This window comes from Paenibacillus sp. sgz302191, from assembly GCF_057749925.1.
This window is the reverse complement of sequence record NZ_JBYLHY010000021.1, coordinates 54,259-80,583: the sequence shown is the minus strand read 5'-3', so window position 1 is coordinate 80,583 and position 26,325 is coordinate 54,259. Positions and strand designations below refer to the sequence as shown.

The window sequence follows — 26,325 nt, the reverse complement described above, 5'->3', positions numbered from 1 at the left end:
ACCTTGAAGCAGCCCAACGTAATTTGGATCTTGGTCGATCAGATGCGTGCCCAAGCGATGAGCCACCGCTTAGATCCGAATGTCAGCACACCTAATCTCGACAGAATGGCGATTGAAGGGGTCAACTTTACACATGCGATCTCGGGAACTCCTCTTTGTTCGCCGTTTCGAGGTTCTCTTGTGACGGGAAAGTATCCGCACCGTTCCACCGTTCCTGCTCTTCACTCGCCAATGTCAACTGAAGCTAAAACGGTAGCGCATGCGTTTCGGGAGCATGGATACCGGACCGGATGGTTTGGAAAATGGCATCTGGATGGCAACCGCCCGGAGCTGGATCTTAAAGATTCCAAAAATCACGCCAGCACCCGGTATATCCCCCCGGAAAGAAGAGGAGGATTTGAAGATTGGTGGGCATACGAGAATAATAATCAGCCTTTTCACGGCTATGTTCATACGGACGGGGAAGACGGACGGCCTTTATCATTGAGGCTTCCCGGTTATGAGACAGATGCGTTGACCGATTTGTTCATCGAGTGGATGAAGCGGCAGGCAGGGGGCGCACAAGATTATGCAAAAAAGCCTTTCTTCGGCGTTCTATCCGTACAACCTCCGCATGACCCCTATGTTGCGCCTGAGGAGGATATGAAAAGGCACCGCCCTGCCAACATTCGGCTGAATCCCAACGTCCCCGCCGTCAAAGACATCGAGGAACGCGCCCGTTTAGAATTGGCGGGTTATTATGCAGCCATTGAGCGGATTGACTTCAACGTCGGGCGAATAAGAGATGCGTTATTGAAGCTTGGCATCGATCAAGAGACGTATGTGATCTTTTTCAGCGATCACGGAGATATGCATGGAGCACACGGTCAATTTCGAAAGATGGCGCCTTGGGAGGAATCCATCCGCATTCCTTTTCTGGTCAGCGGACCGACCCGCCGAAGCTACAAGCCAAAGCGGTCGAATGCGCTGGTCAATCACGTTGACATAGCCCCGACAACACTTGGTTTGTGCGGCATTCCGGTGCCTGAGGATATGGAGGGCTTTGATTATTCATCCGTTATTTTGGATCCTGCTCTCAATTCCGATTCGGCAGCTATGCCTGAAAGCGCCTACATCAGCTTGCCGCTGCCGCAAGCCATGCAGCCAGGGCCCTTCGAGGAAGGGATCGATCGCCCTTTTAGAGGTGTAGTTACCCGCGACGGTTGGAAGTACATCGCTTTGGAGCATCAACCATGGCTGCTGTACAACTTGAACTCTGATCCGTATGAGATGGTCAATCTTGCTTACAGTAAGTTTAATCGCAGGCATTTGGAGAGGCTTCACGGAATGTTGAAGGATTGGATTGCCAAAACCGGGGATCAGTTCGAACTTCCGGAGCAAGTATGGTATAGCGGTATATAACGGATTCGTGAGGGTGAGAACATGAGTAAACCGAACATTTTGTTGATTACGACGGACTCCCAGCGATGGGATACGTTAGCCTGCATGGGCAGCTCATTTGCCGTTTCGCCCAATTTGGACAAACTTGCCAAGGAAGGCGTGCTTTTTAAACAAGGGCACACATCTTCGCCTGTGTGTATGCCGGCAAGATGCAGCCTGATCACGGGATTACATACGCCTGTCCATGGCTGCATTGAAAACGGTGTGGAAAGAAGAACACATTTTCCAACGCTGCCGGATTTGCTGAAAAAAGCCGGGTACTACAATATGATCATTGGGAAGGCCCACTTCGGACCGGTGCCTGACTCTTTTGATGTCAAGCATATTGTGACTGAAAAAATGGTTAATGCCTCCGATTGTTATGCGGAGCATATTGCAAAGCACGGTTACAGCCGGATAAGCCATCATCCGAATCCGGTGCCGGACCATTTGTTTATGGAGGCCTTTTTGGTCGATAAGACCATCCAGGAGTTGGATAGATGGGAACAAGAGCAGAGTGAGCCGTTCTTTGCCTACTGCTCCATGGTGAGTCCGCATGAACCGATAGATCCCCCGGGCAAGTGGGCGGAATTGTACGAAAACATAAGTTTGCCTGAGGTCAACTTCGTTCCGGGAGAAATCGACGGGTTTCCGAAGCAAATGAAGGCTCTTCTAGGATTGAGGGACTCGGTCTCTTATCAAAATGAGAACTTTAATCATGCGCTTGAACAGCTAGAGACAGCAAAAGGCGTCGTATACCGGGAAGAACTGAAAGAAAAGGTGGATCAGCTTCGCAAACTTTACTACGGTTTAGCCGCTTATTGTGACGAACAGGTCGGACGACTGCTGCGATATCTGGACGAATCCGGGCTGCGCGAGAACACTCTCGTTATTTTTTCTTCCGATCATGGATTGCAGTTGTTCGACCACGGATTTAATGATAAGCACAATTATTTCGACGCTTCATGGCGCGTACCTTTTATTATGAGTATGCCGGGTACCTTGCCGGCGGATGAAGTTCGGGACTTTGCGACGTGGAACGATATACCAACAACGATATTAGGGGCCGCAGGTATACAATCTGATACGATGCAAGGTTTCGATTTGTTTAACCCGCTGAAGCAAGGCGAAGCATCGCCACGCAAGTACGCGGCGGCAACTTTGTTCAAATCGGCTGCGATCGCGACAAATCGTTGGAAGCTTACGTATTATTTTGACGAAGCGGCGGGGCAACTGTTCGATCGCGTGTCCGATCCATTGGAGAGAAACAGTCTTTTTGATGATGAGAATTACGCGGAGATTCGCAATCGCATGCTGCAAGCATTGTTAACCTGGCGGGCGGATTTGATGGATGTTCAGTATTATCACGAATACGCGGATGCTACTTTAAACCGCTTGGACACGCAAAAGATCAAAGCCCCGGTAGCCAGAAGAGTGATCAACGAAGTTAGACAAATGAAAGGAAGAGAAGCGGAAGAACGTTTAAATTGTCTTCTTGAGCAGCTAGATTTATTACACTAATGAAGGAGTTGAAGTGAATGCAAACGGGAACCAGAAAACCTAATATTTTGTGGATCTCTCTTGAGGACACCAGCCCGCGATTCGGCTGCTATGGCGATCGGTTAGCAAGAACTCCAAACATCGATAAGCTTGCGGAAGACGGGATCGTCTATACCAACGCATACTGCACGGCCGGTGTATGCGCACCAAGCCGCTCGGCTATTATCACCGGCATGTATCAAACTTTTATTGGAACGCACCATATGAGGACAGAACATACGAATGAATATACGCCAGAATTGCCTACTCCTTATCAAGCGGTTCCACAGCCTTATGTGAAGACCTTTACGGAATATTTACGCGCGGCAGGGTATTATTGTACGAATAATTTCAAGACAGACTATCAGTTTGATCCGCCATTAACCGCCTGGGACGAAAACGGTATGCAAGCTCACTGGAGGAACCGGGAGCCTGATCAGCCCTTCTTCGCAGTCTTTAATTTCATTTGTACTCATGAAAGCATGATGTGGTCGGAAATGATCAGGAAAAAGTATTATCCGAACGGGGATTTCGATAAAGAGGTTAGGACAGACCCTTCTCGGGTGGTGATTCCCCCATACCTGCCGGACACGCCTGAGTCCCGGCTGGCACTCGCCAAATATTATGATCTTATTGAAGAGGCGGATGCTTATGTGGGGGAACTGCTTCGTCAGCTTGATGAGGACGGATTGGCGGAAAACACGATCGTGTTCCTTTGGAGCGATCACGGCGAGGGACTCCCGCGTGCCAAACGCTGGCCTTACGATGCCGGAATTCGTATTCCCCTCATTGTTCGGCAGCCTAATGGGCCGAAACATGGGATTGATGAACAAATGGTCAGCCTTATTGATTTAGCGCCAACGGTCCTATCCTTGACCGGCGCCCCTGCACCGCAGCATCTTCAGGGGAACGTGTTCCTGGGCGAGCGATCGAAACGCCGGGAATATATATACGCCACTCGCGACCGGTATGACGAGTCCTATGATATGGTGCGTGCCGTGCGAGATCAAAGATATAAATATATTCGCAATTATTACCCTGAGAAGCCATATCTGCTCTGGATTCCTTTCAGCCACTCGCATCCGATGTATCATGATCTATGGCAACTGAAGTTGAATGGAACTCTAAGCCCGGAGCAGGAGCTGCTAATGGCAAACAGACGTCCCGCGGAAGAACTGTATGACTGCGTGAATGATCCTTACGAATTGCACAATTTGGCCGATGACCCTGATTATCGGGATGAGTTGGAGCGCTTGAGCAATGCACTGGATGAATGGCGGGAAATGTATGATAAGTGGGGGGATATCCCTGAAGACCGGATGGTGGCAGGAATGTGGCCCGGAGGGGTACAGCCTCAAACAGCGGCTCCGATCTTCATTCCGATAAACAATCAATTACGTGGTACGGATGCCTCGGCGGAAGGGGAATTTTCCGAGCCAACTGTTATTATGCTTCATTGTGCAACGCAGGGCGCGTCCATTGCCTATTCTATAGAAACAGAGGGGGCTACTGAGCCGCGTTGGAAGCTCTATACCGAACCCATCCTATTGAAAAATGGAGAGACAATGATCAGAGCGCGAGCATCCCGTATCGGATATAAAGACAGCAAGGAAGTAACCGCGGCGTATTCCGGAAAGTACGCCTCGAGCCCATTAGGAGAGAAATCAATATGAATCCCAATAATCTTCCCTATCAAAACAGCAGTCTGCCTGTTGAAGAACGGATAGACGATTTACTGTCAAGAATGACGCTTGAAGAAAAAATCGCACAATTAGGCTGTATCATGTGGAATCCGCATCTTACCGATGATCGGCAGGAACGGGCGATAAGTAACGGAATCGGACAAATATCAACCATTTTATTTGGAAAATTGGATAGTCCCCGTACTATTGCGGAGCTCATTACACGGATTCAGAACCTTTGCGTGGAAACAAACAGACTGGGGATTCCGGCCCTTTTTCATGGAGAGGCGTTGTCCGGGGCCATGGTTCCGGGCGCTACAAGCTTCCCGTTAGCTATCGGTTTGGGGGCTGCATGGAATCCGGAAAATATGCGCGGGATGGCAGAGGTAGTTAAGAAGCAGCTCCGATCCCTGGGAATCCGGCAAGCACTTTCGCCAGTTCTGGATGTGGGACGCGATCCGCGCTGGGGGCGGATAGGTGAAACATACGGCGAGGACCCGACGTTAATTTCCAGCTTGGGGGTCGCTTATGTTACGGGAGTACAGGGACAAAACCTAAAGGAAGGCGTCGCGGCTACAGCCAAGCATTTCCTGGGCTACTCCATGACAGAGGGCGCACTCAATATGACGGAGGAACAAATTCCTCCACGCACTCTTCGCGAGGTCTATGCCAAACCGTTTGAAGCCGTAATCCGCAAAGCGGATATCGCCTCCGTCATGAACTCCTACAGTACGCTGGACGGAGAACCGATTATTGCATCGGAGGCCGTTCTGTCGGACTTTTTACGCGGAGAGCTGGGCTTCCCGGGGCTTACCGTATCGGATTACAGGTCTATCGATAAGCTGGTCACTTCTTTCAAAACGGCGAAGGATATGCAGGACGCAGGCATTCAGGCGATTAAAGCGGGTATGGATATGGAGCTTCCGCACACAAACGGATACGGCACCCTGTTACTTGAGGCGATAATAGCCGGAGAAGTAGAGATGTCATACGTAGACAGATCCGTACGAAGAGTGCTCGAAATCAAGTTCCGGTTAGGGATATTCGAGAACCCGTACCCTGAAATGGAACGGATTGAATCTGTTTTTCATCAACAGGGTGACGAAGAGTTGGCGCTGAAGATGGCGCGGGAATCGGTGGTTCTCATCAAGAATGAAGGGGAATTGTTGCCTTTGGCCAAAAACTGCAGCAAGGTGGCCGTCATTGGCCCCAACGCTCATACCTTGCGTAATTTATTCGGCGGCTACTCCCATCCTGCAAGTAAAGAGTTATTTTTTGGCATGGCGAAAATGGTTGGCGTCGAAGTAACAGGGAATTCCAACGTACCTTACGAAGAACAATTGCATGAGCTGGAAACGGCATATTTACCAAAAGCTTATCCTTATATTTCTTCGATTTACAGCGAACTGAAAAACAGGCTGCAACATGCGGAAGTAACGTACAGTAAAGGTTGCGATCTCGACAGCCATAATCAAACGGATGTTGAAGAAGCGGTTCGGCATGCACAAAAAGCAGATATCGTCATCATGGCAATCGGCGGGAAGGATGGCTTCGGTAAGCCGTGTACTACAGGAGAAGGGAATGATTCCTCCCAGATCGGCCTATCCGGAATACAGGAAAACCTTGTGAAGGCCGTCTATGCTTCCGGTACGCCTATCGTTCTCGTTCATATGAGTGCCCGTCCGCTCAGCAGTCCTTGGATAGCCGAGCATATTCCTGCGATTTTAGAAGTTTGGCATCCCGGGCAATCAGGGGGACGTGCCATCGCGGACATCCTCCTCGGCGATTATACTCCAGGAGGAAAGCTGCCGGTCAGCGTTGCCAGAAGCGCGGGGCAAATACCAGTCTACTATGCCCATCGAAACGGGAGCGGTTACGAAGGACGCGGGGTGGACATGTTTGTCACCAAGGAGGGGTACGTAAACGAATCTTTGGATCCGCTTTATCCTTTCGGCCATGGCCTGTCTTATACACAATTTTCCTACTCGCATCTGGAATTGTCGAGTAAAGAGGTGAGGCCTGAAGAGGTTCTGACGGTTTCGTGTAAGGTTAAAAACTCCGGTTCTAAAGCCGGGGATGAAGTTATCCAATTATATATTACAGATTTAATTGCGTCTATCGCACGCCCTGTCAAAGAACTGGCCGGATTTGGGCGAATTCATCTTCAAGCCGGGGAAGAGAAGCATGTAACCTTCCATATAGCAATGAGTCAGCTATCTTTCTTGGATCGTAAGATGGAATGGATCATTGAGCCCGGAATGATGTCTCTTATGATAGGTTCTTCCTCAACGGATATCCGATTGGAAGATACCTTTGAAATTGTGGGGAATCGGACGGTTGTAGGGAATGACAGAGAGTTTTTTGCAGAGGTTAGGATAGCGGATTAATTGAGGAAAAAGGAAGGGACTTCTGAAGTGAAACCAAACCTTTTATTTATTATGGTAGACCAGCTGCGTTTTGATTATTTAGGATGTGCGGGAGCCGATTTTATCCGTACGCCAAACGTGGATCGAATCGCTTCGAGGGGAACTTTATTTACAAATTGTTTTACAAATTCTCCTCTTTGTGTGCCTTCCCGGATAGGTCTGGCCGCAGGAGTGCACCCCGGCCGTCTCGGTGCTTTGAACAATGAATCCTATCTGCAACCGCATACTCCGACATTCTACCAACGATTTCGCGACAACGGTTACCGCGTTGGCTGTGTCGGGAAACTTGATTTGGCAAAACCGGATCCGTATAACGGGCGTTATGGGGACCGACCGTGCGTCTATCAATGGGGTTTCACGCATCCTGAGGAAGTGGAAGGAAAGATGCATGCCGGCTTATACCCACAACCGCAAGGACCGTACGGCTTCTATTTGCAAGAATTAGGTTTGTACGATGCGTTCCACGAGGACTATTACCATATACGCCGAAAAAATGGGTTTGCGCTTGATTGTAGAGACTCGGTGCTTCCTACCGAAGCCTTCGCAGATTGTTATATCGGGAGACGGGGAGCTGCCTGGATAGACAATGTGCCCGATGACTTTCCATGGTTTCATTTTGTCAGCTTTGTTGGTCCGCATGATCCATATGATCCCCCCTCAAAGTATGCTAATCGGTATAGAGCCGCGGTAATGCCAGAGGCAATTAAGCTGGTTCGCGAAGGTAAGCCGGGTTGGGTTCAAGGACGTGTGAAGACGGAGGATCCGGAAAAAATAGCCGAAACTCGCCGCCAATACTGTGCATCCATGGAAGCGATAGACGACCAGATCGGGCTGATTTTGGATAGCTTGGAGAGGAGAGGGATGCTGGATAACACATATATGATATTCACTAGCGACCATGGCGAGATGCTCGGTGATCACGGGATGTATACGAAGTCGTTGGCGTATGAGTCATCGATTCATGTACCCCTAATTATATCGGGATCTGGAATCGAAGCAGGCAAAATTTCTGACGCGATGATTGAATTGATCGATCTTAACGCCACGTGTTGCGAACTGGCTAATCTCCCCCCAGATGGACGATTGTACGATTCCCAATCATTTTTGCACGTTCTTCAGGGAAAAGGAGAGACGCACCGCAAAGATGCCGTAACCTGCGGAGAGAACTTTAAATGTATCCGTACAGATCGATATAAGTATATTCAAAACATTAACGATAAGCCGGAGCTGTATGACTTACTTAACGATCCAGACGAAACAATCAACATCGCTGCCGAACACCCGGAGTTAATGAAGGATTTCTCAAAAAGGCTAGCACAGAGATTTTTAGATTACGCGACGTATAGGTAAATGTGTTTTGAATCAACCTGAGTCATCCGCGGAGTGCGCTATGCTTGAAGCCAATGTCATCTCTTCCAGCCGGACGTAACGAAGATTGGCGTCCTTGAGCTCGGATAATACTCCCTCCAAGGCGAGAAGCATGTATTTCGGCGCTTCGGGATCTGCACCCCAAGTATTTCCGCAGTCGTGAAGCAGCACAATGGCGCCTTCTCCGTCTGGAGCGGAAGCGGAGGTTATTTGGCGCATCAGCTTGTCCTTCAGATTGTTCTCCGCAGTGTTTCGGCGCCAATCGAAGCCCATCACAGACCATAGTGCGAATGTATACCGTTTGGCGAGAAACAGATCGCAAAGGGAGAAGAGCCCCCATGGAGGACGGTAATAGCAGGGGCGTACGCCGGTGATGGACTCGACTGTGTCTGCGGACCGTTCAACATCGCGTCGTACCGCCCATGGGGGCATTAGGATGTTCATCCGGTGTGTGTAGTTATGGATGCCGATGAGATGCCCTTCACGCCACATGCGCCGGATCAGGTCCGGGTGGGCTGCAGCTTTTTCTCCGAGCACGAAGAAAGTGGCTTTGACCCCGTATTTGTGCAGCAAATCGAGAAGGAACGGCGTGTAAACCGGATTCGGCCCGTCGTCAAAGGTGAAAGCGACTTCCCGCGGAACTGCGCCTTTGCGGATAACGCCTATGCCGAGGATGCGGGTAAGAACGAATGGGACGATCACATACAAAATAAGGATACCGGTAATAATTATAAAAACAGGTCTATTTATATTTATCAAGGAAAGCTTCATCCTTTCAAAGGCGGCTCTTACGCATTCGCAGCAGCGATTAACGGCCTGCCGCCGCTTTGCGTGGGAACGTATTGGTTTTCCATCTCCATAATCGCCTCCAAGGCAGTCGCGGCGCTATGTTTACGGCTGATCCGCCGGGCTGCCAGCTTCATGCGGCTTAGATGCGATCTGTTGGCCAACAGCAGCTGCAGATAATCCGCTAACTCGCTCTCGTCGGATGCCTCCAGCGCGGCGCCGGCACCGACAAGGTAAGCGGCATTGTCCCGCTCTTGACCCGGCAGCGGTTTAAACAGCAGCATCGGAAGCTCCAGCGAAAGCGCTTCGGTAACGGTGAGGCCACCCGGCTTCGTCACGATCAGATCGGATAAGGCCATAAGCTCATGGACTTCGTTCACATAGCCGGTAATCCGATAGTTGTGCAGATTAGCTCCCGACTCTTCCAGCCGCTGTACTTCTTCCTCCAGCGTCGTCTGCAGTTTCTTGTTGCGTCCGCAGACAATAACGAACTGTACATTTCCCGGAAGACCGCTGCTTTGCAATTGAGACAACAATTCTTTGCCGATCAAACCGCAGCCTCCTCCCATGACAAGAACGACAGACTGATTCGGTTGTAACCCATATTTCCCGCGAAGTTGATCGCGGTCATAAGCATTGGAGAAGGAGTGACGGATCGGAATGCCGGTCACTTCGATCTGGGATCCCGGTACTCCGTGCTGCAGAAGCGCTTCCTTCACATGCTCGGCTCCTACCAGATAGCGGTCGGTAAAAGGATGGACCCAATAACTATGATCGGTATAATCAGTTATTATAGTGGCTGTCGGCAATCCCGTAAGCCCGTTGGAACGGAGGAAGGACATCGCGGCCGCGGCTCCAGGGAACGTGCTGACAACCTTCGTCGGCTGCACGCTTCGCAGCAGCTCCATCATCCGATAGGTACGGAAGGAGCGGATTTTTTTGAACAAGGTGGACCATTTGTTGTCACTGCGCGTTTTGCGGTATAAGTATCCGTACATGGAAGGCAGGTTCTTCATCCACTGCAAGTAGCAGAACTGGCCGACTGCATGCAGACGCGGATGGACCCATTCCATAAAATCGACGGTGACGATCTCCGCTTCCGGGCAGCGCAGCTTCGCCGCCTCCATAATGGCTTTCGCGGCCTGGATGTGACCGTCGCCCAGGGATCCTGTCAACAGCAATATTTTTTCGCGCTGCATTACTTAAGCACCTCGCTTTGCTTCAACATACCTGGCGTATAGGTACTGCCGAACCAAAGCTGCCGTACGCGGCCTAGCGCATAGATCACCGTTTCGGCTACGGCAATGGCGCCTGCAATGTCAAGCAGGACGTGCTGTTTGACGAATTGGGTGGAGGCGATGATCAGCAGAGACATGATGGCAACCGCAATGCGGATGGGCCTAGCGACCGATGTAGATCGAAGATAGGCTTTCATCATCAAGTAAGACGTCAGCACATGCGTGCTGGGAAAACAGTTGATTGGCTCATCTTTGCTGTATACGTAGCGGACAGCTTTTGTCAGGAAGTCGTCTCCGACAAGCTCAGGCCGCGGTACATAAGTTTGATAGAGAGCGTAGATGGCATAGCACGCAAGAAGGCCGAAGACGAAATGGAGCAATGTTTCGTAATAAGCCTCGCGCTGCTTCACAGCCAAATAGATGAAGGCAAGAATAAGGAAAGCGTACCAACCCATATAGGGAAGAATGAAAATTTTCAAAAAAGGAAGCTGACGATCCAAATCGGTAACCAAGCTATGCGCGGCTCCTCCGGCATGATTGAGATAAACGTAAATCGTGCCGATCAGCGGAATAATCAATAGCGAACTTAAAGTAAGCAAAAGCGGTTTGATCCGTTGTATATTCATGTTGAATTCCTCCTGAATGATTTGTTAATACGATACCCATATAAAACGTGCTGCGTCTATTTGCTGATGTAATAGCTGATACACAGCACCAGTGTAACAACAAAGGCAAACCCTACCCGTTTCAACGGCATGCCCCCCAGTCCCTAAATGTCTTTGCTGCATGAGCTAATCCATAAATGAAGAAAATAAGGGAAATGGGGGGGAGTCATTTGACTTCAAATCAGTATGTAACGTTCTTCCAACGATTTATTAACAATCCAAGGCGAGTCGGAAGTGTCATTCCCAGTTCACGGTTTCTGGCCAGTAAAATGGTTCAATCTGTGCCATGGAATGATGTAACCGCAATCGCTGAGCTCGGTTCCGGCACAGGAGCCATCACACACTTTATCAAACCGCGAGTAAATGGATCTACTAAGGTATTATTGTTTGAAATGGACGATAAGATGAAGAGCGATTTGCAAACAAATTACCCCAATTTCGGATGTCATTCAAACGCCTGCCATTTAACTGAAATCATGAAGCAGAAAGGCATCAATCAATTGGACTGCGTGATTAGCGGATTACCCTTTTTTAATTTTACGAGCGATCTAAGAGAAACTTTAATTAATCAAATTACCGAAGCATTAAAACCGGGGGGCTATTTTATCGCTTTTCAATACTCCCTCCAGATGAAGAAACATTTATCCCAAAATTTCATTATTGATAAAATCGATTTCGTGCCGCTCAATTTTCCTCCGGCTTTTGTTTATATATGCCGTAAAAGGAGCAAAGCGTAATGATTACAGTGCTTGTCGTCGATGACGATTCGGAAATTCGGGATGTTATTCATGTATATTTACGAAACGAAGGATATTGCGTTCTAGAGGCTGCAGACGGTCTAGAAGCGTTAGAGGTATTAAAGTCAAATTCTGTCCATCTGGTGATCTTGGATGTGATGATGCCCCGAATGGATGGCATTACAACTTGCTTCAAAATCAGGGAAACTTCAAAGCTCCCTATAATCATGCTCTCGGCAAAGGAAGAAGATATTGACAAAATTACAGGTCTCACTACCGGTGCCGACGATTACGTTACGAAGCCCTTTAATCCATTAGAACTGCTGGCGCGAGTCAAAGCTCAGCTAAGGCGGCAAACGTTCGCGGAGAAAGAACCTAACGAACCAAACGATTCCATAATCCGTATCCAAGACCTCGTTATCGACAAAGCTAAGCATTCCGTAACGATGAAAGGAATCGAAATTTCGCTGACGCCGCTAGAGTTTTCCATACTGGAATTACTCGTAAGCCACCCGGGGCAAGTATTTAGCGCGGATAAAATTTACGAAAGCGTGTGGAATGAACCGTCCGGATATACAAATAATACGGTAATGGTTCACATTCGGAATTTGCGCGAAAAAATAGAGGATCTCCCAAGAGAGCCGCGATATATTAAAACCGTTTGGGGAGTTGGGTACAAAATTGAAAAATAATTGGTCCCATCTGATAAGCGGTAAAAGAAGCATTCGCTTTGAATTATTTTGGGCGTCCGCATTTAGTTTTGTCATTGCAATATTCTGCTTCGTCATTGTAGACATTAGTGTCAGTTTTTTTGTAAATCGATTTCAAACGGGATACTACTTTTTTAATCTTGCCCCTGTTTCTTTTGTAATAGCCTTCATTTTTTCTTTTTATAAACTGACCCGTCGCATGGTTAAGTACATCATTGCTTTGGCTGATGGGCTTCAAACCATCTCCGAAGGTAATTTGTCATTTCGGGTTCCTGTCATTCGCAAAGATGAACTCGGACGGGTCGCGCTTAACATCAATTTGATGACGGAACGGTTGCAGCGGCAGATCGAAAAGGAACGTAAAATCGAAAGCTCCAAAATGGAGCTGATTACGGGCGTTTCCCACGATTTGCGCACGCCGCTCACGAGTATTATTGGCTATTTAGAACTGCTAAGGACGGATTCGTTTCAAAATAGAGATGAATATACACGGTTTGTTCAAAACACGTACAACAAAGCCGTTCATTTAAAAAAGCTGATTGATGATTTGTTTGAATATACGCGTCTTATAACTTCCGACATCCAATTACATTTGGAAACGATTGATGTACATCAACTACTCGACCAGATGCTGTTTGAATTCGAACCGCTTGCTCAGGAAAACGAAATTCAAATCGTTAAAAAGACAGGTCATTCCCCTGTTATTGCCTTGATTGACGGTGGTAAATTTGCCAGAGCTATCGATAATCTGCTGATGAACGCTCTCAAGTATTCCGTTAAGCCGGGTACTATTCACATATTATTAAGGACGGATAATCAACGATTTTACATCGAGGTCGAAAATAAAGGACAACCCCTTACGCAAGAACAAGAAGACAAACTGTTCGATCGTTTTTATAAAGTTGATCATTCGCGGAGCAGTGAAGGCATTCAGAACGGGACCGGATTAGGACTTTCCATCGCCAGAAATATTATCGAATTGCAAGGGGGAACTTTAACACTAACGCATAAGAATGGTATTTTTGTTTTTACAATTGAGGTTCCCTTCAGAAACCCACCTTGAAACGCCCGGAAAATCAATGTTTTCGGCATTTTGGGGTGGGGAATGGTTTTAATTCAACAATTGTTGATGGCTTGTTGAGTAATCCACACATCACGTGGATTTGACGATTGCAATTGTCCTGATTATGTTTAAAATATAGACATGAGTTGAAAAATCAATCATTGTCGAATATTATAAGAAACTAATCAATTTACATGATAATATCTAATGAATGCAGGAAGGAGGCATAGTCATGAATCGAATTGAAAAGAGCAAGGAAAAATACAAACAGCTATTTGGTGATGGAGTGCTGGTGAAGAGAATCGTTTTGACAAGGGACTTGCGGTGCAGGCAGAGATTTTTGGTGATATCATTGCAAAAACGCGCGAAAGTGCTCCGGCAAACCAAAAACACATACAGGATTATCTTTCTGCTTTCTGTTTCGGGGACTTTTATACTCGTAGCGGGCTTGACTTGAAAACAAGGGAGCTGCTGACACTCTGCATTGTTAGTGCATTGGGTGGTGCTGATGGTCAAGTTAAAGCACATGTGCAGGGTAACAAAAATGTGGGCAATGACAAGGAAACATTGATCACCGCCATTACACACTGCCTTCCTTATATGGGATTTCCGAGAACACTCAACGCTTTACATTGTATAAATGAAATTATCCCCTAAAAAGGAGATGTTATTATAGAATATCGTACTGTAGGAAAAACAGGAATCAAGGTTTCTAATTTATGTTTCGGTACTATGTCTTTTGGTGCAAATGCCGATGAAAAAACATCGAAAGACATGTATAAACGCTGCCGGGAAGCGGGTATCAACTTCTTTGATACAGCCAATGGTTATGGTGAGGGACGTTCTGAAGAAATTTTAGGGGAATGTATCGCCCACGAGCGGGAAAACGTCATTATAACTACGAAAGTCTTTTGGTCATTCCGTCCTGATGTCAACGCATTGGGCACCTCAAGACGAAACATTATACAAAATGTTGAAGCCAGCCTAAGACGCTTAAAAACGGACTATATTGATTTTTATTTTCTTCACGACTTCGATGAAAGTACAGCAATGGAAGAAATGTTACGAGCATTGGACGATTTGCAGCGGCAAGGCAAGATTCTTTACCCTGCTGCAAGCAATTGGGCAGCGTGGCAAATCACCAAAGCTCTTGGAATTTCTGCAAAAGAGCAATTGGCTCGTTTCGAATTAATCGAACCGATGTACAGCTTGGTTAAGCGTCAGGCTGAAGTCGAAATTTTACCCATGGCGAAGTCCGAACAAATTGGAGTCATTACGTACAGCCCGCTTGGCGGGGGGTTATTAACCGGTAAATATGGGGTAAACAAACGTCCTGAACAGGGTCGTCTTGTAGAGGATGCCCGCTACAAAGATCGTTATGGTGCCGATGAGGATTTTGTTACGGCTGAAGAAATCACCAAGTATGCGCAATCACATCATGTGAATCCTGTAACTTTAGCTGTTGCTTGGGTTATGGCAAACCCTGCTGTTACCGCGCCTATCATAGGTGCCCGCAATTTAAACCAATTGGAGGACTCGTTGGCGGCAGCCGATTTTAAAATGACAGCAGAGATGTACGCTGAAATTTCGAATTTATCAAGAACGCCATCCCCTGCTACAGATCGAACAGAGGTATTAACTGGCAAGTGGAGGTAAACTATCCAGGAGGTTTTTTTGGGGGCTAAACGAAATAATTTACTTATATTTATTTTGACCATTGGAGTTTTCGGAATTATAAATACAGAAATGGGTGTTATTGGAATATTACGCGTCAAGAGCGTCCTGACAATGAAGCAGGACGCTCTTGTTATACATGGACTATAGACTTCTTTCTAATAAGGCCCCAACTTGTTTGGCCATTGCTTGAGGAGGGTATGGCATTCCATTTCTGATCCACCATTCAATTATACCTACATAAGCGGTCCCAGAATATTGCAACATAACGTCTTCGCTTAAATCCGTATTTCTTCCGCTTTCTCTGTCAATCTCACCTTTGAATCCTTCCGTAATAAAATCAAGCAGCCGTGTTCTAAAAGAAGGGGCCCCTTTACTCGCTAACATGGTCGAAAAGAATAAATAATTTTTCTCAAAATATTCGAAAAAAGGTAAAAGAGCATTGCTCCAATCCAGCTTGCATGCCCATTCACCCATCTCCGCTAATTCGTTAATGTGAGATTCTATGAGTTTATCCAATAAATCAAATTTGTCCTGGTAATGAAGATAAATGGTTCCACGGTTTATGTTTGCCCGGTCGGCAATATCCTGAATTGTAATTTCATCGAAATTTTTTTCAGTCATCAGCTCAATGACAGCCTTTTTCATAGCTTCCTGTGTTTTAAGAATTCTCCGATCCACTTTTGCCATCGTAAATACCCACCAAACTTTCATAGATGATAACATTTTCGAGTACAGTGTTGAGATATCGACATATCGCGTTTCCTTAACTATTGAAAATAAACGTCTTGTTTATATAATAATTGACGTAAGTTGATTAATCAAATATATTTGGCTAACTTCTAAGGCGAGAGCGGAAGCTGTACCGGCTTAGGCAAAATAAAGGCTGTCGGGCGCCCGGCAGCCTTTATTTTTCTAAAAATATACATACGTACCGACACCCGGAAAGCCAAGATACATGGGTACAATCATGTGATACGGAACAGGGTGGTAACCATATTCCGGTCCGATAAAATGCACTCCCGGAGGAAGGCTCCCATAGATCTTGACGCCGGTAATCCCAGGCGGCCATACCGTTCCGACATTTCCGACATTTCCGACATTTCCGACGGCTTCGGGTTGCCGCCATTCGTTCGCCAACATGCCATCCCCGCCTTGTCATCGTTATGTGGCCTGATGCCATAATATGAAGCTTTTGGCTATTCCGTGCCCGGTCGACAAAAACTTGACATTTAAAGGGACGGCCAATAGGTCCATGTTGAAGTTCTCTTCACTTTGCGGCTTGCGTACCGCTAACTGCTTATTGAACTGGCTGTACCGTGTCCTTGGCGGCAAACTGGAGCGACGGAGAAGCGGCTTGCGCACCGGAGGCAGCGCAAGATGCCGGACATCGTGGAGAAAGCCTGCAATAGTGCAGTTTTTCACACGTCGATGCGCCGGCCGAGAGAAATTCCTGCAAAAATGCAGGTTTTTCAGCTCATACACGAGTTTAGTGCCATTTTCATCCAAAATTCCTGCACAATCGCAGGCTTTTCGCCAAAACGAGCTACTTTCATGGAAAAAGCCTGCACTTTCGCAGGCTTTGCGGGTGCGGTCCGCCAATTGCCTATCGAACTGGCTGCACCGTATCTTTGACGGCAAAGCTTTCGCAGGCGACTGCAGATCCAAACAGGCGCCGACTGATTCGTCTGTTACAGGAAGATACTTGATGTAATGCAAGTACTAAAGGTTAAACTTATGTATGCTCATCCAAGGCTGCCGGCAGAATCGGCGGCCTTTCACTTCCTTTTGGACTAAGAATTCGCCTTTGCCAAAAAAAGGAACGTCCATCCTATAAGTGATAATAGGGAAATGCTGGCCATGCAGTTGTAGACTGCCGCCTGGCGAGGGGGAAGGTGGTGAAATATAATTAACTTGAAATAAAACCGTCCAGACGGTATTATAAATGAGGGTGATATAAAATGAAAACAAGAAAAAAAGATCTAAAGAGAGAACTGATCCTTAAAACGGTTTCGCAAATTGTAAATGAAGAAGGGGTGGAAAAGCTGACATTAGAGGCTGTTGCCCAAAAGGCGGGCATCAGTAAAGGGGGATTGCTATATCATTTCCCTAATAAAGATGCCTTAATTCTAGGTGTGATAGAGCAGTTATCCAATCACTTTCTCGAAGGGTTTAATATGAGGGCCAATGGCGATTTACAGTCTAAAGGGAAGTGGACGAGGTCCTATATCGAAACATCAGTTTCCGGAGAGAGCGATGCGAACGATCTTTATACGGCGATCTCAGCTGCGCACTTTACTAATCCGGAGATGCTGCAACGGCTGCAGCAAGCATATTCTGAGATTCAGAATAAAATCGAGAATGATGAACTAGACCCTGTTCGTGCTACGCTTGTTCGTTTAGCAATTGATGGTCTTTGGTTTGCTGAAATGTTTGGGCTGGCTCCACCCCAAGCAGATCTCAGGCAAAAGGTAATTGAGCAGTTAAAAGCAAGTATCCAGGAGGGAAAATAATGGCATATTTATTCTTGGCAATCTCTATCATCGGTGAATTGATCGGTACATCGATGCTTAAGGCATCGCAAGGATTTACTAAACTATATCCGACTCTATTCACGATTGTTGCTTTTGTTACCTCGTTCTATTTTATCTCGCTTGCTCTCAAAACACTTCCTTTAAACATGACTTACGCGATCTGGTCAGGAGTAGGGGCAGTAGCAACGGCGCTTATTTCTGTCTTGATTTGGAAAGAAAAAATAAACACAGGAAGCATCGTCGGGATCGCATTGATTGTTATTGGGGTAGTGATTTTAAACTTATTCGGCGCCGGACACGGCGAGGCAAAAGGTACGACAGAATCTGCAAGCTCAATTGTTCAGAAATAAGTGAAGCACCAAGGGGATGAAAGGCTGACTATTCTTAACAAAAGGGAGACGTTGGAAGTTTAATAAACCAGTGGCAGTCTAAGGCTTTATTTTTCGGTCTTAGACTGCCGCTGGTTTTATTTTCGCCAAAGAAGAAGAGGGGCCGGGCTACGGGGAGTAAATGGATCCGATAAACAGCCACGCTCCCGTCTGCCTGTCTTCAATCGCGATAAAGAACGGACGGTCCACGTTCATGTTAAACGGGTCCAAAGGGATTTCCGCCGAGGTGGCTTTCATCGATACGGAACTAACCGCGGCAGCTTTCGTACCTTTCTCGTTGACTTCAAGATAGGTTTTGTGCATGACCTGGCCGATCACATGGTTGATACCGGGAGCGATGAAGGGGAATTCTGCGCGGGCGGCATCGTAGGCGACCGCCATGCCCATCGATTGCAGCGCCTGATCCATCGATTTTTCGTATTCCAGCTTAAAGCTTGGCAGTCGGATTTCACCGGTCCTTTCCTTGAAGGGCTTCTGCCACCGGGATGCGTCGGACCACAAGCGTTCGTGCAAAGCGGACAGAGGGGTTTTTTCATCCGGCAGGATGACGAGCATATCCATTTGGCCATCGCCGTAAGGCAGCCGGATCGCCTGAAAACCGTCCTCCTCCGCGTACTCGTACCTGCCCGTCCTGGACATCATGGAAACGTTTTTGGTAGAACCGTCGGCAAGTCTAAAAGCTTCTTCTCTGGTGGAGGAAGGCGAAAATTCATCTTTCCAACTCCCGTTAAAATAAATGGCGTTAACCAGCACCAGGTTATCTTCAGGCTCTAGCGGCTTGTTTAGAATAGCGGGAATCTTGCCTTGAGTTTGCTTTTTCACCCATTTATTTACGGTTTCGTGCGCTGTTTTGCTGCCAAAGTCCAACTCCTCGACAGAGGCTGCAAAATCGTTGCGGGCGGCTTGCACGAAGGGTTTTGCAAGACGCGTTCCTTTTCTGATCCAAAGTGAATTGGCGATATTCAATTCCACTCCTTGGCCGGGTTGTTCAAGCAAATGATTCATCGTTTTGTAGCCCTCGTTGAGCTCCGCGAGCGGCAATTCCTCCCAGCCTAACGTTTGGGCCATAGCTTTCCTCGTGTTTCCGTCGCTTCCGTTATACGTCATAGCGAGCGCCGTCGATAGGCTGGTTGGGGATACAAAAACATTAGTATCTTTTTCCCCAAGCGCCATTTGCCTATGGAGCTTCAGGCCAAAAGCATTTTGCGCTTTTACGATTTTCGGATCCAGGTTCGAAGCGGCCTCGGCCCGTTTTTCAAACGAAAGTATGGACGGTTTTTCGCATGACGCCAAAAGCATCGAAATGGCCAGAACGATTAGCACATGTTTTGCCGACATCCCATTCATCTCCTTGTGTTGATTTGTCTCTAATACATTTACAGACGGAGATGAGAACGGTAATGTTGCTTGCGTATCGGCTGTATACTTGCTCATCAGCCAAGATTGTCGGGATGCCAATTTAGAACTATCAAACACAATTGAACCTGTTAAATACTGATTCTTTAAGGTAATACTGTTTCTCTAGACCCACGAGTGCATTTATCATGACCGTTGGCATGTTGTCCATTATATAAGCAATTGTTGATGGGAACAATTCATTCTCTCCGAATCCACTGAAGACAACCCCCCAGTAGTATCATCATATTCAAACGAACGTGAAAAGAAATATCTCGATATCACATCAATAAGTTTAACTACATCGATATCAGAAGGAGAGTAAGCATTGAAGTAATTGCGAATGAGAGCTTCTATATGGGCAGAGTACTTTTTTTGAAAACAATCCACATCATTTTCATTGAAAATATTCAATAATTCAGCCGATTGCAAAATATCCCAATATTCCGCAATTAGCGTTGTTATTGCTTTTTCCCGGTTCCGTTCCAACTCTTCACTAATTTCATTTACTATCTGGATCAATAATTTGCTCGTACGGACGGAAATCCCACGCAAAAGAACCTCCGTTGCTGACTTCATGAGCGGTGACCGGATTGTGGCACCAGACGGACTTTTCGTCTTCATGCGAATACTGGAAGCTAAGCGCCTCCATCTTCTTGGTCGACTTGTCTTTCTTGCAGCAAGTGTCGTCGACGATGAGAAACACAAGCCGTTTCAAATCACTCTCCTTCAATTGCTTAGCCCGAATCTTCTCGAGTACAAATTGCATTCTTCTGCGTTGCATCCGATTTACACACCAAGGAGTATGATTCAAGAAGTTCGTCACATTGTTCAGTTGACGACCCTGTCTGCAGCATTGCAGAGTTGGGTGATATTCTTACGACCGGCACAAAGGATGATGCCATGAACGAGCGAAAACAGATGGCCGATCTGCGGTTTAGAGAACTCCAGCTTAAGCGCCAAAATGAACTTGACGATGGGCAAGTAGAGAGATACTATGAGAGTAGGGCGCATCCTTTTCTTGGAAATTGTGGTAATGTCGAATAAGAATAATAGTGATTATTCCTTTGTGTAGTGCCGCTATTAAAGTCGACAACAATGAAAGCGCTCTTTCACTATTTGACCGTGATAGAGAATAAACACCAGGGTGCAGAAATGAATCTATATGCCGTTGATCTAAGCGCTCCACCTGCCGAGGAGATTCTATCCTTGTTTCTTCCATACATTACGAGTAAGAGAAGAATTGGATTAAGCAGTTTCAGAAGAAAGGAGGGTTACTATAGGTCTTTTGCTGCCGAATTATTGGTTCGTGTGGTCGTGCCTAAAAAGCTTTCGCTTCGAAACCAAAATATTCGAATAGACAGCAATGAGTACGTTAAACCGATTCTTTCGAATGGACTCTTGGAGTTTAATGTATCCCATTCAGGGAATTGGGTGGTTTGCGCAATAGACCAATAGCCTATTGGCGTTGATATCGAAGAAATGAAACCGATTGACTTCGAGATTGCTAGACGATTGTTCTCTACTAGAGAGTGGGGACATCTGGATTGCTTGCCGGAGGAATCCATTCCTTTGCATCTGATTTTTTTTATGAAAAATGCAGTTAATATTATGTTTTGTTCGAAACCCGAAAGTCCAGGCATTATCTAGCCTAACTACGGCACAAAATTCGGGTGGTGCGTGGACAAATAATAACGTGGAAAGAGGTAAAGAATGTATGTCAAAAAATCCGGTATATGACGTTGTTGTTGTGGGAAATGGTGTTTTAGGACTATCACTGGCACTTACGCTGGTTCGAAGGAAATTACGTGTAGCATTAGTTGGCGAATCCCATCGGCCATGGGCAGCATCGACGGCTGCAGGCGCAATGCTAGGGAGCTTCGGTGAAGTAACGAGTACTCTTCTAAAGAGTAAATACGGACGCATGAAACACGATCTTGCGGTACGTGCTACCGGATTATGGAACGATTGGCTAAACGAATTGGAAGATAATCTTAGTGTTTCTGACATTCGTGCAGCCGACGGAACATTCGTTATCCATAATACCGTTGGTTACTCGAAAATCGATGATGACAACTTCGAGGCCATTCGTGAGTCGCTGACGGAGTATGGTGAGCCATTTGAGGATATTAATCCAACCGATATTCATTGGCTTGACCCGGAATCTGGTTCACGTCCCACTAAAGCCGTATATATACCGAATGAACATGCAGTAAACACCACCCAACTTTTTCGAAAATTGGAAGAGTCCTTTATTTCTCTTGGTGGAACTTTGATTTCTGAAGTAGGCGTCCTGATCGAAAGGAATTATGGCCGTGTTGAAGCCTTAGTTCTCAATTCTGGAGAACGTCTGATTTGTGATAAAATCGTAATAGCGGCGGGTGTCAAGTCCCAAACCTTGTTGGATACTGTCCCTGATGTTGCCGCACGTATCCCTCGACTGGTCAGCGGGTACGGTGTTTCAGCATTAGTAAGTACGATGGATGGAACTACGCCAAACTCTGTAATTAGGACGCCTAACCGAGCTTTTTCATGCGGATTGCATATCCTTCCACGCAGCAGGGGAGAAGTATATGTCGGAGCTACAAACATTATTTCTCCGAGAGCTGTAGACTCGCCTATGTTAGAAGATGTCGTATTTCTTCTTGAATGCGCATACCGCCAAATTCGGCGGGATTTGTCGAAAGGACGGATGAGTCGTCTGCAAGTTGGGAATCGCCCCGTTTCCCTCGATGGATTTCCTCTTATTGGCGAAACGGATCTTAATGGTCTCTGGATTATGACGGGGACATTTCGTGATGGGTTAACGCTCTCGCCTTATTTGTCTCGAGAGATGGCCAAACTTATAAGTGGCGAGCCAGCTGATTTCGACTTAGAGCTATTTAAGCCAGTGCGTAAACCTATTCAACCTTTTTCCCGTGAAGAGGTCATTTCGGAAACAGTAGCGCATACGCTTGCTACCGGATATGAAAGCGGTTGGCGAATTCCAGTCGGGTGGCATAATCAGATCGAGTATAATTTGCAATCCGAATATGAAAAGTTTGCTAAAGATCTAGATCCTGTTTACACACCGCCTGCGGGATTGCTTGATGCTTCTAGTAAAGACCTGATCATTTTGAAGATGCTTTGTAAATTCTATAAGGCAGCAAAACAAAATTAAAAGAACGAGGTACTAAAAGTACTGGAGAATCGGCAAGCTGTCAATGCTGCAACTGTTACAGTAGGTGCCGGTAAATATTATTTAAAAGCTGTATGCGGTAGTGCTGGTCAATATAACTGTAAAGGTTCCGGATTTCTCCGAGTACCTCGGCCAGAAATTTAAATAAATGCTAAAAGCCCTCATCCATGGAGGGCTTTTGTTATTGGCACTGGGCGACTTGAACAGTCTAAGCCACTTGATTCCTGCCACTCCTGTATTGTTGTAATTCCCATCCGGCATGACAAGTCGTACAGAACAAACGAATCGCCGGTACGTGCAGATAGGATTTCCTATTGAAGACTGACAGATGGCGTACGGTTCGCGTCCCATTGGTACCTTTGCGAATCACGTGCTGCACCGACAGGCAGATCGGGCAGCTTTGAAGATGGGCGACGGGAGTGGCGTCGATATGAAGTTCATTGTGATCGACAAACAGAATCTGGCAATCGTCTTCATATTTTGCTTGGCTATTCCCCGCTCTTGCGCAGCGTATGGGAATGGAAAGAAGCCTTCACCACTTGGTACAACTTTTCGCCGAGCGTTACCATCGCCGAATCTGGTTTTGAACGTTGGTGTGCGCATGGGGATCGAATCGACCATCCGGCAGTTCGAAGCACCTTAAAAACGATGCGAAACTGGAAGGTGGAAATCGTCAACTATCATCGTTGCAGATGGACCAACGCGACAGTAGAAGGCCGGCATAATCGCATTAAGGCTTTCCAGCGTCGTCGTTACTTTACGCGCAATCGTCGCAACTACAAAGACGGTATCCTACTGGAGTGCAATCGGCATCGCATGGGGACTTAGCCGTCAAGCACTGATTTTAAGGTCGAGCCAAATATGTTTCTGGATATTTTTTGACAAATAAAGCGAGCCAATGGTACGATTTATATTAATTTCATTTCATGTAGGTGGCCTATGAGAAAAAAATTACAAGTTTTCATATCGTCTACTTTTACTGACCTGATTGGAGAACGTCAAGCCGCTGTACAAGCTGTTGTTAATGCCGGTCACATTCCTGCTGGAGTAGAGCTTTTCTTCAAAGAAGGTCATCATATGGAAACTATTAAGAGATGGATCTATGAATCTGACGTTTATATCCTAATACTCGGAGGACTTTATGGTTCAATGCTTCCTGATGAATCGAAGAGTTATACTCATTGGGAATATGATTATGCCGGAGAAGTTGGCAAACCTAGATTTGTTATTGTTATCACAGATGAAGCATTAAGACAAAAGCCAGACGATTTTGTAGTAATGGATAGCTATCAGAAGTACCAAGAGTTTAAGCAATCAGTAATGGAAGAAATACCCACGTTTTATGCTGAAAATGAACGGCACATTAAGTGGGTTATTCATGAAAAATTGCCGGAGTATGCAGGAAGAGACGATTTGCATGGCTGGATTTCCGGCAAGGATGTACCAGACGTACAAAAGTTATTGGAAGAGAATGCAAGTTTGTTGAGAGAGAATGCTAAATTAAATGCTGAGTTAGAGAAAAATAAAAGAGTAAATCAATGATATGGAACTGTAATTTCATATAGCGTTACACATCATATGTGGACATCCGTTTTCGAGAGGGACGGTACTGTCCATTTTTTTGCTCAATCAGGTCAAATAAAATTGTTCTCTGAAATGTTTCTGTAGGGCAAAGGATGATACACTATAGCACAACAGAATTCAAAAATGAACGCATTAGTCCATGAAGGAGGGAATCAAATGTATAATTTTATTGCTCCACCGGTAGTACCACAACAGTAGAATCTACTGTCAAGGTAACTACATGAATGTTGCTGGTCCTGCCATAGATTCTACTGTATGTAAGGGGAGACTATCTCATTGGTCTCATCATCATATTGGTAGAAAGTGGGAATAATAAATGAAGGAAAAAATTTATTTCATCTTGTCGATGATCATATTCGGCGCAGTTGGCGTGTTTGCCAAATATATCAACATGTCATCCGGAGAAATTGCGTTGCTCTTGAGCTTGATCGGCAGCCTGTTGCTGTTTGTCGTCTTCGTGTGGACGAAGCAGAAAGTGTCGTGGCGGAAGGTGAAGAAGAATGCGGCTGCTCTGTTCATTGCGAGCGTGGCGTTGAGCGGCAACTGGATTTTTCTGTTTCAGGCGTACAAGGAAACAACAATTGCAAATGCGGCGTTGAGCTATTATTTTGCGCCTGTTCTGGTTATTATATGCTCACCCTTCGTTTTGAAAGAAAAGCTGTCGCTCAAAAAGGCGGTATGCGTCGCTATTGCTTTGCTTGGTCTGTTCTTCGTTTTGCAAATGGCAGGATGGAAACAACCGGACATCATCTGCTAGGTATCGGCTTCGGACTCGTCGCGGCAGGCTTCTATGCCGTTTTGACGCTGGTCAACAAGTTTATTCGGGACCTGGACGGACTGGCAAATACTCTTCTGCAGCTTGGCTTATCGGTGGCGATGTTGCTCCCATTTATGCTGTTCACGAGTGGCTTCAAAATCTTTTCTGTCACCGGTGACGCGGTTGCATTGATGCTCGTGCTAGGTATCCTTCATGGCGGGGTTGGATTTCATCTATTCTTTGCCGGAATGAAAGGACTACAAGGCCAAAGCATCGCCGTATTGAGTTATATCGATCCCCTAACCTCATTAGTGATATCAGCTCTGGTTGTAGGAGAGTTGATGACTTTGCAGTAGCTGATCGGAGCTGTCTTGCTATTGGGCTCCACATGGATAGGTGAAGTTGGCGGAGAGAGGACGGGGCTTAACAGGAGTAAAAATTCTACTTGAAGTTTAATGGTATCCCTTTATTGCGTAGATGAATATTCCTTGACAGGAATATTCCGATTGGAGTATATTTTAATCAGGGATTCATTTTGTGAAATGGAGGAATGGATATGACAGCAAAATCAGAAGGCAAGGAGTTAGTCATAACACGTGTACTCAATGCGCCGCGCGAGGTTGTTTTCAAAGCATGGTCTGAGGCAGAGCACCTGAAACGCTGGTGGGGACCGAAAGGATTTGAAATAAATGTTGCGCAATTGGATTTCCGTCCGGGAGGTTTTTTCCACTACAACATGCAATCTCCTGATGGTAATCAAATGTGGGGTAAATTCGTGTATCAGGAAATCGAAGCTTTCGAAAAGATTGTCTGGGTCAACAGCTTTTCAGATGAGGCGGGTAACATTGTCCGGGCTCCATTTAGCGATTTGATCCCGCTGGAAATACGCAATGCGGTAACCTTTAGTGAAAATAACGGTATTACCACAATGACCTTGTGCAGCGGACCGATAAACGCAACTGATGAAGAGAGAAGCTTCTTTGAGGGCATGTTCGAATCCATGGAGCAGGGCTTCGGAGGAACCTTCGATCAGCTTGAACAATATTTGACAGAGCGAAGGAACTAAACTAACTGAAGGCGTCCACTAGGACGCCCTTTTTTTCGTTATAGAGAAGATTCGGTGAACCGATTGCTGGCCACACGCTGGATTGGCGCGGGATGTATCTGGTGATGCTGTTATT

28 protein-coding genes and 1 pseudogene are annotated in these 26,325 nt (G+C 46.4%); 20 read left to right on the top strand and 9 right to left on the bottom strand.

Annotated features, from left to right (window positions below; all coding sequences use genetic code 11):
• Positions 1 to 3: 3 nt before the first annotated feature.
• The 5 genes from AC3G2T_RS25565 to AC3G2T_RS25545 are packed head-to-tail and all read left to right on the top strand — an operon-like array spanning position 4 to position 8,416.
• Positions 4 to 1,401: a sulfatase family protein gene (locus tag AC3G2T_RS25565; RefSeq protein WP_474683062.1), complete on the top strand. Its 1,398-nt coding sequence runs from the start codon at positions 4 to 6 to the stop codon at positions 1,399 to 1,401.
• A gap of 21 nt (positions 1,402 to 1,422) precedes the next feature.
• Positions 1,423 to 2,940 (top strand): sulfatase family protein, encoded by a 1,518-nt coding sequence (locus AC3G2T_RS25560; RefSeq protein WP_488437350.1) that lies wholly within the window; start codon positions 1,423 to 1,425, stop codon positions 2,938 to 2,940.
• Between the two features lie 17 nt (positions 2,941 to 2,957).
• Entirely contained in the window at positions 2,958 to 4,631 is a 1,674-nt protein-coding gene (locus tag AC3G2T_RS25555; RefSeq protein WP_488437349.1) for a sulfatase-like hydrolase/transferase, read from the top strand.
• Positions 4,628 to 7,027 (top strand): glycoside hydrolase family 3 N-terminal domain-containing protein, encoded by a 2,400-nt coding sequence (locus AC3G2T_RS25550; RefSeq protein ID WP_488437348.1) that lies wholly within the window; start codon positions 4,628 to 4,630, stop codon positions 7,025 to 7,027. Before AC3G2T_RS25555 ends, AC3G2T_RS25550 begins: the two co-directional genes overlap by 4 nt.
• Entirely contained in the window at positions 7,028 to 8,416 is a 1,389-nt protein-coding gene (locus tag AC3G2T_RS25545) for a sulfatase family protein (RefSeq protein ID WP_474683057.1), read from the top strand.
• Between the two features lie 12 nt (positions 8,417 to 8,428).
• On the opposite strand, the gene AC3G2T_RS25540 is transcribed toward AC3G2T_RS25545, so the two are convergent.
• The 3 genes from AC3G2T_RS25540 to AC3G2T_RS25530 are packed head-to-tail and all read right to left on the bottom strand — an operon-like array spanning position 8,429 to position 11,084.
• Positions 8,429 to 9,193 carry a polysaccharide deacetylase family protein gene (locus AC3G2T_RS25540; RefSeq protein ID WP_474683056.1) on the bottom strand — a complete coding sequence of 255 codons (765 nt, stop codon included), beginning with the start codon at positions 9,191 to 9,193 and terminating at the stop codon, positions 8,429 to 8,431.
• Between the two features lie 29 nt (positions 9,194 to 9,222).
• Positions 9,223 to 10,419, bottom strand: a complete 1,197-nt coding sequence (locus tag AC3G2T_RS25535) for an MGDG synthase family glycosyltransferase (RefSeq protein ID WP_474683054.1) — start codon at positions 10,417 to 10,419, stop codon at positions 9,223 to 9,225.
• Complete coding sequence (locus AC3G2T_RS25530; protein WP_474683053.1) at positions 10,419 to 11,084, bottom strand: phosphatase PAP2 family protein; 666 nt, start codon at positions 11,082 to 11,084, stop codon at positions 10,419 to 10,421. The genes AC3G2T_RS25535 and AC3G2T_RS25530 overlap by 1 nt, the downstream gene beginning before the upstream one ends.
• A gap of 194 nt (positions 11,085 to 11,278) precedes the next feature.
• On the opposite strand from AC3G2T_RS25530, the gene AC3G2T_RS25525 reads away from it, so the two are divergent.
• The 5 genes from AC3G2T_RS25525 (at position 11,279) to AC3G2T_RS25505 (ending at position 15,289) form a co-directional block, all read left to right on the top strand.
• Entirely contained in the window at positions 11,279 to 11,860 is a 582-nt protein-coding gene (locus tag AC3G2T_RS25525; protein WP_488437378.1) for a class I SAM-dependent methyltransferase, read from the top strand.
• A complete protein-coding gene (locus tag AC3G2T_RS25520) occupies positions 11,860 to 12,552 on the top strand; it encodes a response regulator (protein WP_488437347.1) in 693 nt (230 codons plus the stop codon). Before AC3G2T_RS25525 ends, AC3G2T_RS25520 begins: the two co-directional genes overlap by 1 nt.
• Positions 12,542 to 13,633 (top strand): sensor histidine kinase, encoded by a 1,092-nt coding sequence (locus tag AC3G2T_RS25515; protein WP_488437346.1) that lies wholly within the window; start codon positions 12,542 to 12,544, stop codon positions 13,631 to 13,633. Before AC3G2T_RS25520 ends, AC3G2T_RS25515 begins: the two co-directional genes overlap by 11 nt.
• Before the next feature lie 324 nt (positions 13,634 to 13,957).
• The gene (locus AC3G2T_RS25510) at positions 13,958 to 14,290 is read left to right on the top strand and encodes a carboxymuconolactone decarboxylase family protein (protein WP_488437345.1); all 333 of its coding nucleotides are present in this window, start codon (positions 13,958 to 13,960) and stop codon (positions 14,288 to 14,290) included.
• Between the two features lie 12 nt (positions 14,291 to 14,302).
• Positions 14,303 to 15,289 carry an aldo/keto reductase gene (locus AC3G2T_RS25505; RefSeq protein ID WP_488437377.1) on the top strand — a complete coding sequence of 329 codons (987 nt, stop codon included), beginning with the start codon at positions 14,303 to 14,305 and terminating at the stop codon, positions 15,287 to 15,289.
• A 162-nt stretch (positions 15,290 to 15,451) separates the two neighbouring features.
• Here AC3G2T_RS25505 and AC3G2T_RS25500 read toward each other — a convergent pair whose 3' ends face one another.
• Both AC3G2T_RS25500 and AC3G2T_RS25495 read right to left on the bottom strand, forming a co-directional pair.
• Positions 15,452 to 15,997 (bottom strand): TetR/AcrR family transcriptional regulator, encoded by a 546-nt coding sequence (locus AC3G2T_RS25500; protein WP_474683048.1) that lies wholly within the window; start codon positions 15,995 to 15,997, stop codon positions 15,452 to 15,454.
• A gap of 225 nt (positions 15,998 to 16,222) precedes the next feature.
• Positions 16,223 to 16,450 (bottom strand): hypothetical protein, encoded by a 228-nt coding sequence (locus tag AC3G2T_RS25495; RefSeq protein WP_488437344.1) that lies wholly within the window; start codon positions 16,448 to 16,450, stop codon positions 16,223 to 16,225.
• A 237-nt stretch (positions 16,451 to 16,687) separates the two neighbouring features.
• Here AC3G2T_RS25495 and AC3G2T_RS25490 point away from each other — a divergent pair, with 237 nt between their 5' ends.
• The 3 genes from AC3G2T_RS25490 (at position 16,688) to AC3G2T_RS25480 (ending at position 18,191) form a co-directional block, all read left to right on the top strand.
• Positions 16,688 to 16,942 carry a hypothetical protein gene (locus AC3G2T_RS25490; protein ID WP_488437343.1) on the top strand — a complete coding sequence of 85 codons (255 nt, stop codon included), beginning with the start codon at positions 16,688 to 16,690 and terminating at the stop codon, positions 16,940 to 16,942.
• A gap of 326 nt (positions 16,943 to 17,268) precedes the next feature.
• The gene (locus tag AC3G2T_RS25485; protein WP_488437342.1) at positions 17,269 to 17,820 is read left to right on the top strand and encodes a TetR/AcrR family transcriptional regulator; all 552 of its coding nucleotides are present in this window, start codon (positions 17,269 to 17,271) and stop codon (positions 17,818 to 17,820) included.
• Positions 17,820 to 18,191 (top strand): DMT family transporter, encoded by a 372-nt coding sequence (locus tag AC3G2T_RS25480; RefSeq protein ID WP_474683045.1) that lies wholly within the window; start codon positions 17,820 to 17,822, stop codon positions 18,189 to 18,191. Before AC3G2T_RS25485 ends, AC3G2T_RS25480 begins: the two co-directional genes overlap by 1 nt.
• A 147-nt stretch (positions 18,192 to 18,338) precedes the next feature.
• On the opposite strand, the gene AC3G2T_RS25475 is transcribed toward AC3G2T_RS25480, so the two are convergent.
• The 3 genes from AC3G2T_RS25475 to AC3G2T_RS25465 form a co-directional block, all read right to left on the bottom strand.
• Complete coding sequence (locus AC3G2T_RS25475; RefSeq protein ID WP_488437341.1) at positions 18,339 to 19,568, bottom strand: serpin family protein; 1,230 nt, start codon at positions 19,566 to 19,568, stop codon at positions 18,339 to 18,341.
• Positions 19,569 to 19,796: 228 nt separating this feature from the next.
• Positions 19,797 to 20,147: a hypothetical protein gene (locus AC3G2T_RS25470; RefSeq protein WP_488437340.1), complete on the bottom strand. Its 351-nt coding sequence runs from the start codon at positions 20,145 to 20,147 to the stop codon at positions 19,797 to 19,799.
• Positions 20,128 to 20,409, bottom strand: a complete 282-nt coding sequence (locus tag AC3G2T_RS25465; RefSeq protein WP_474683043.1) for a hypothetical protein — start codon at positions 20,407 to 20,409, stop codon at positions 20,128 to 20,130. The genes AC3G2T_RS25470 and AC3G2T_RS25465 overlap by 20 nt, the downstream gene beginning before the upstream one ends.
• Positions 20,410 to 20,723: 314 nt before the next feature.
• On the opposite strand from AC3G2T_RS25465, the gene AC3G2T_RS25460 reads away from it, so the two are divergent.
• Together AC3G2T_RS25460 and AC3G2T_RS25455 are read left to right on the top strand one after the other, a co-directional pair.
• Positions 20,724 to 21,083, top strand: coding sequence for a 4'-phosphopantetheinyl transferase family protein (locus AC3G2T_RS25460; RefSeq protein ID WP_488437339.1), 360 nt, complete (start codon positions 20,724 to 20,726; stop codon positions 21,081 to 21,083).
• A gap of 259 nt (positions 21,084 to 21,342) precedes the next feature.
• On the top strand, positions 21,343 to 22,785 hold the full coding sequence (locus AC3G2T_RS25455; protein WP_488437338.1) for an NAD(P)/FAD-dependent oxidoreductase: 1,443 nt from the start codon (positions 21,343 to 21,345) through the stop codon (positions 22,783 to 22,785).
• Between the two features lie 226 nt (positions 22,786 to 23,011).
• On the opposite strand, the gene AC3G2T_RS25450 is transcribed toward AC3G2T_RS25455, so the two are convergent.
• Positions 23,012 to 23,194 carry a transposase family protein gene (locus AC3G2T_RS25450; protein ID WP_474683258.1) on the bottom strand — a complete coding sequence of 61 codons (183 nt, stop codon included), beginning with the start codon at positions 23,192 to 23,194 and terminating at the stop codon, positions 23,012 to 23,014.
• Between the two features lie 65 nt (positions 23,195 to 23,259).
• On the opposite strand from AC3G2T_RS25450, the pseudogene AC3G2T_RS25445 reads away from it, so the two are divergent.
• The 5 genes and pseudogenes from AC3G2T_RS25445 to AC3G2T_RS25425 all read left to right on the top strand — a co-directional run.
• Positions 23,260 to 23,631: pseudogene (locus tag AC3G2T_RS25445) on the top strand (transposase); the annotation flags it as partial.
• 111 nt (positions 23,632 to 23,742) lie between these two features.
• Positions 23,743 to 24,345, top strand: coding sequence for a DUF4062 domain-containing protein (locus AC3G2T_RS25440; RefSeq protein ID WP_488437337.1), 603 nt, complete (start codon positions 23,743 to 23,745; stop codon positions 24,343 to 24,345).
• Between the two features lie 358 nt (positions 24,346 to 24,703).
• On the top strand, positions 24,704 to 25,144 hold the full coding sequence (locus AC3G2T_RS25435; protein WP_488437336.1) for an EamA family transporter: 441 nt from the start codon (positions 24,704 to 24,706) through the stop codon (positions 25,142 to 25,144).
• Positions 25,117 to 25,500, top strand: coding sequence for an EamA family transporter (locus tag AC3G2T_RS25430; RefSeq protein ID WP_488437335.1), 384 nt, complete (start codon positions 25,117 to 25,119; stop codon positions 25,498 to 25,500). Before AC3G2T_RS25435 ends, AC3G2T_RS25430 begins: the two co-directional genes overlap by 28 nt.
• Before the next feature lie 200 nt (positions 25,501 to 25,700).
• Positions 25,701 to 26,210: an SRPBCC family protein gene (locus AC3G2T_RS25425; RefSeq protein ID WP_474683039.1), complete on the top strand. Its 510-nt coding sequence runs from the start codon at positions 25,701 to 25,703 to the stop codon at positions 26,208 to 26,210.
• The last annotated feature ends 115 nt before the right edge of the window (positions 26,211 to 26,325 follow it).

What these genes read in the sequence shown, in the direction of transcription:
- AC3G2T_RS25560 (WP_488437350.1), top strand. Translation starts at nt 1,423, where the DNA reads ATGAGTAAACCGAACATTTTGTTGATTACGACGGACTCCCAGCGATGG.
- AC3G2T_RS25555 (WP_488437349.1), top strand. Translation starts at nt 2,958, where the DNA reads ATGCAAACGGGAACCAGAAAACCTAATATTTTGTGGATCTCTCTTGAG.
- AC3G2T_RS25550 (WP_488437348.1), top strand. Translation starts at nt 4,628, where the DNA reads ATGAATCCCAATAATCTTCCCTATCAAAACAGCAGTCTGCCTGTTGAA.
- AC3G2T_RS25535 (WP_474683054.1), bottom strand. Translation starts at nt 10,419, where the DNA reads ATGCAGCGCGAAAAAATATTGCTGTTGACAGGATCCCTGGGCGACGGT.
- AC3G2T_RS25530 (WP_474683053.1), bottom strand. Translation starts at nt 11,084, where the DNA reads ATGAATATACAACGGATCAAACCGCTTTTGCTTACTTTAAGTTCGCTA.
- AC3G2T_RS25525 (WP_488437378.1), top strand. Translation starts at nt 11,279, where the DNA reads ATGGGGGGGAGTCATTTGACTTCAAATCAGTATGTAACGTTCTTCCAA.
- AC3G2T_RS25520 (WP_488437347.1), top strand. Translation starts at nt 11,860, where the DNA reads ATGATTACAGTGCTTGTCGTCGATGACGATTCGGAAATTCGGGATGTT.
- AC3G2T_RS25500 (WP_474683048.1), bottom strand. Translation starts at nt 15,997, where the DNA reads ATGGCAAAAGTGGATCGGAGAATTCTTAAAACACAGGAAGCTATGAAA.
- AC3G2T_RS25495 (WP_488437344.1), bottom strand. Translation starts at nt 16,450, where the DNA reads ATGTTGGCGAACGAATGGCGGCAACCCGAAGCCGTCGGAAATGTCGGA.
- AC3G2T_RS25490 (WP_488437343.1), top strand. Translation starts at nt 16,688, where the DNA reads ATGCCGGACATCGTGGAGAAAGCCTGCAATAGTGCAGTTTTTCACACG.
- AC3G2T_RS25485 (WP_488437342.1), top strand. Translation starts at nt 17,269, where the DNA reads ATGAAAACAAGAAAAAAAGATCTAAAGAGAGAACTGATCCTTAAAACG.
- AC3G2T_RS25480 (WP_474683045.1), top strand. Translation starts at nt 17,820, where the DNA reads ATGGCATATTTATTCTTGGCAATCTCTATCATCGGTGAATTGATCGGT.
- AC3G2T_RS25475 (WP_488437341.1), bottom strand. Translation starts at nt 19,568, where the DNA reads ATGTCGGCAAAACATGTGCTAATCGTTCTGGCCATTTCGATGCTTTTG.
- AC3G2T_RS25465 (WP_474683043.1), bottom strand. Translation starts at nt 20,409, where the DNA reads ATGCAACGCAGAAGAATGCAATTTGTACTCGAGAAGATTCGGGCTAAG.
- AC3G2T_RS25460 (WP_488437339.1), top strand. Translation starts at nt 20,724, where the DNA reads ATGAAAGCGCTCTTTCACTATTTGACCGTGATAGAGAATAAACACCAG.
- AC3G2T_RS25455 (WP_488437338.1), top strand. Translation starts at nt 21,343, where the DNA reads ATGTCAAAAAATCCGGTATATGACGTTGTTGTTGTGGGAAATGGTGTT.
- AC3G2T_RS25440 (WP_488437337.1), top strand. Translation starts at nt 23,743, where the DNA reads ATGAGAAAAAAATTACAAGTTTTCATATCGTCTACTTTTACTGACCTG.
- AC3G2T_RS25435 (WP_488437336.1), top strand. Translation starts at nt 24,704, where the DNA reads ATGAAGGAAAAAATTTATTTCATCTTGTCGATGATCATATTCGGCGCA.
- AC3G2T_RS25430 (WP_488437335.1), top strand. Translation starts at nt 25,117, where the DNA reads ATGGAAACAACCGGACATCATCTGCTAGGTATCGGCTTCGGACTCGTC.
- AC3G2T_RS25425 (WP_474683039.1), top strand. Translation starts at nt 25,701, where the DNA reads ATGACAGCAAAATCAGAAGGCAAGGAGTTAGTCATAACACGTGTACTC.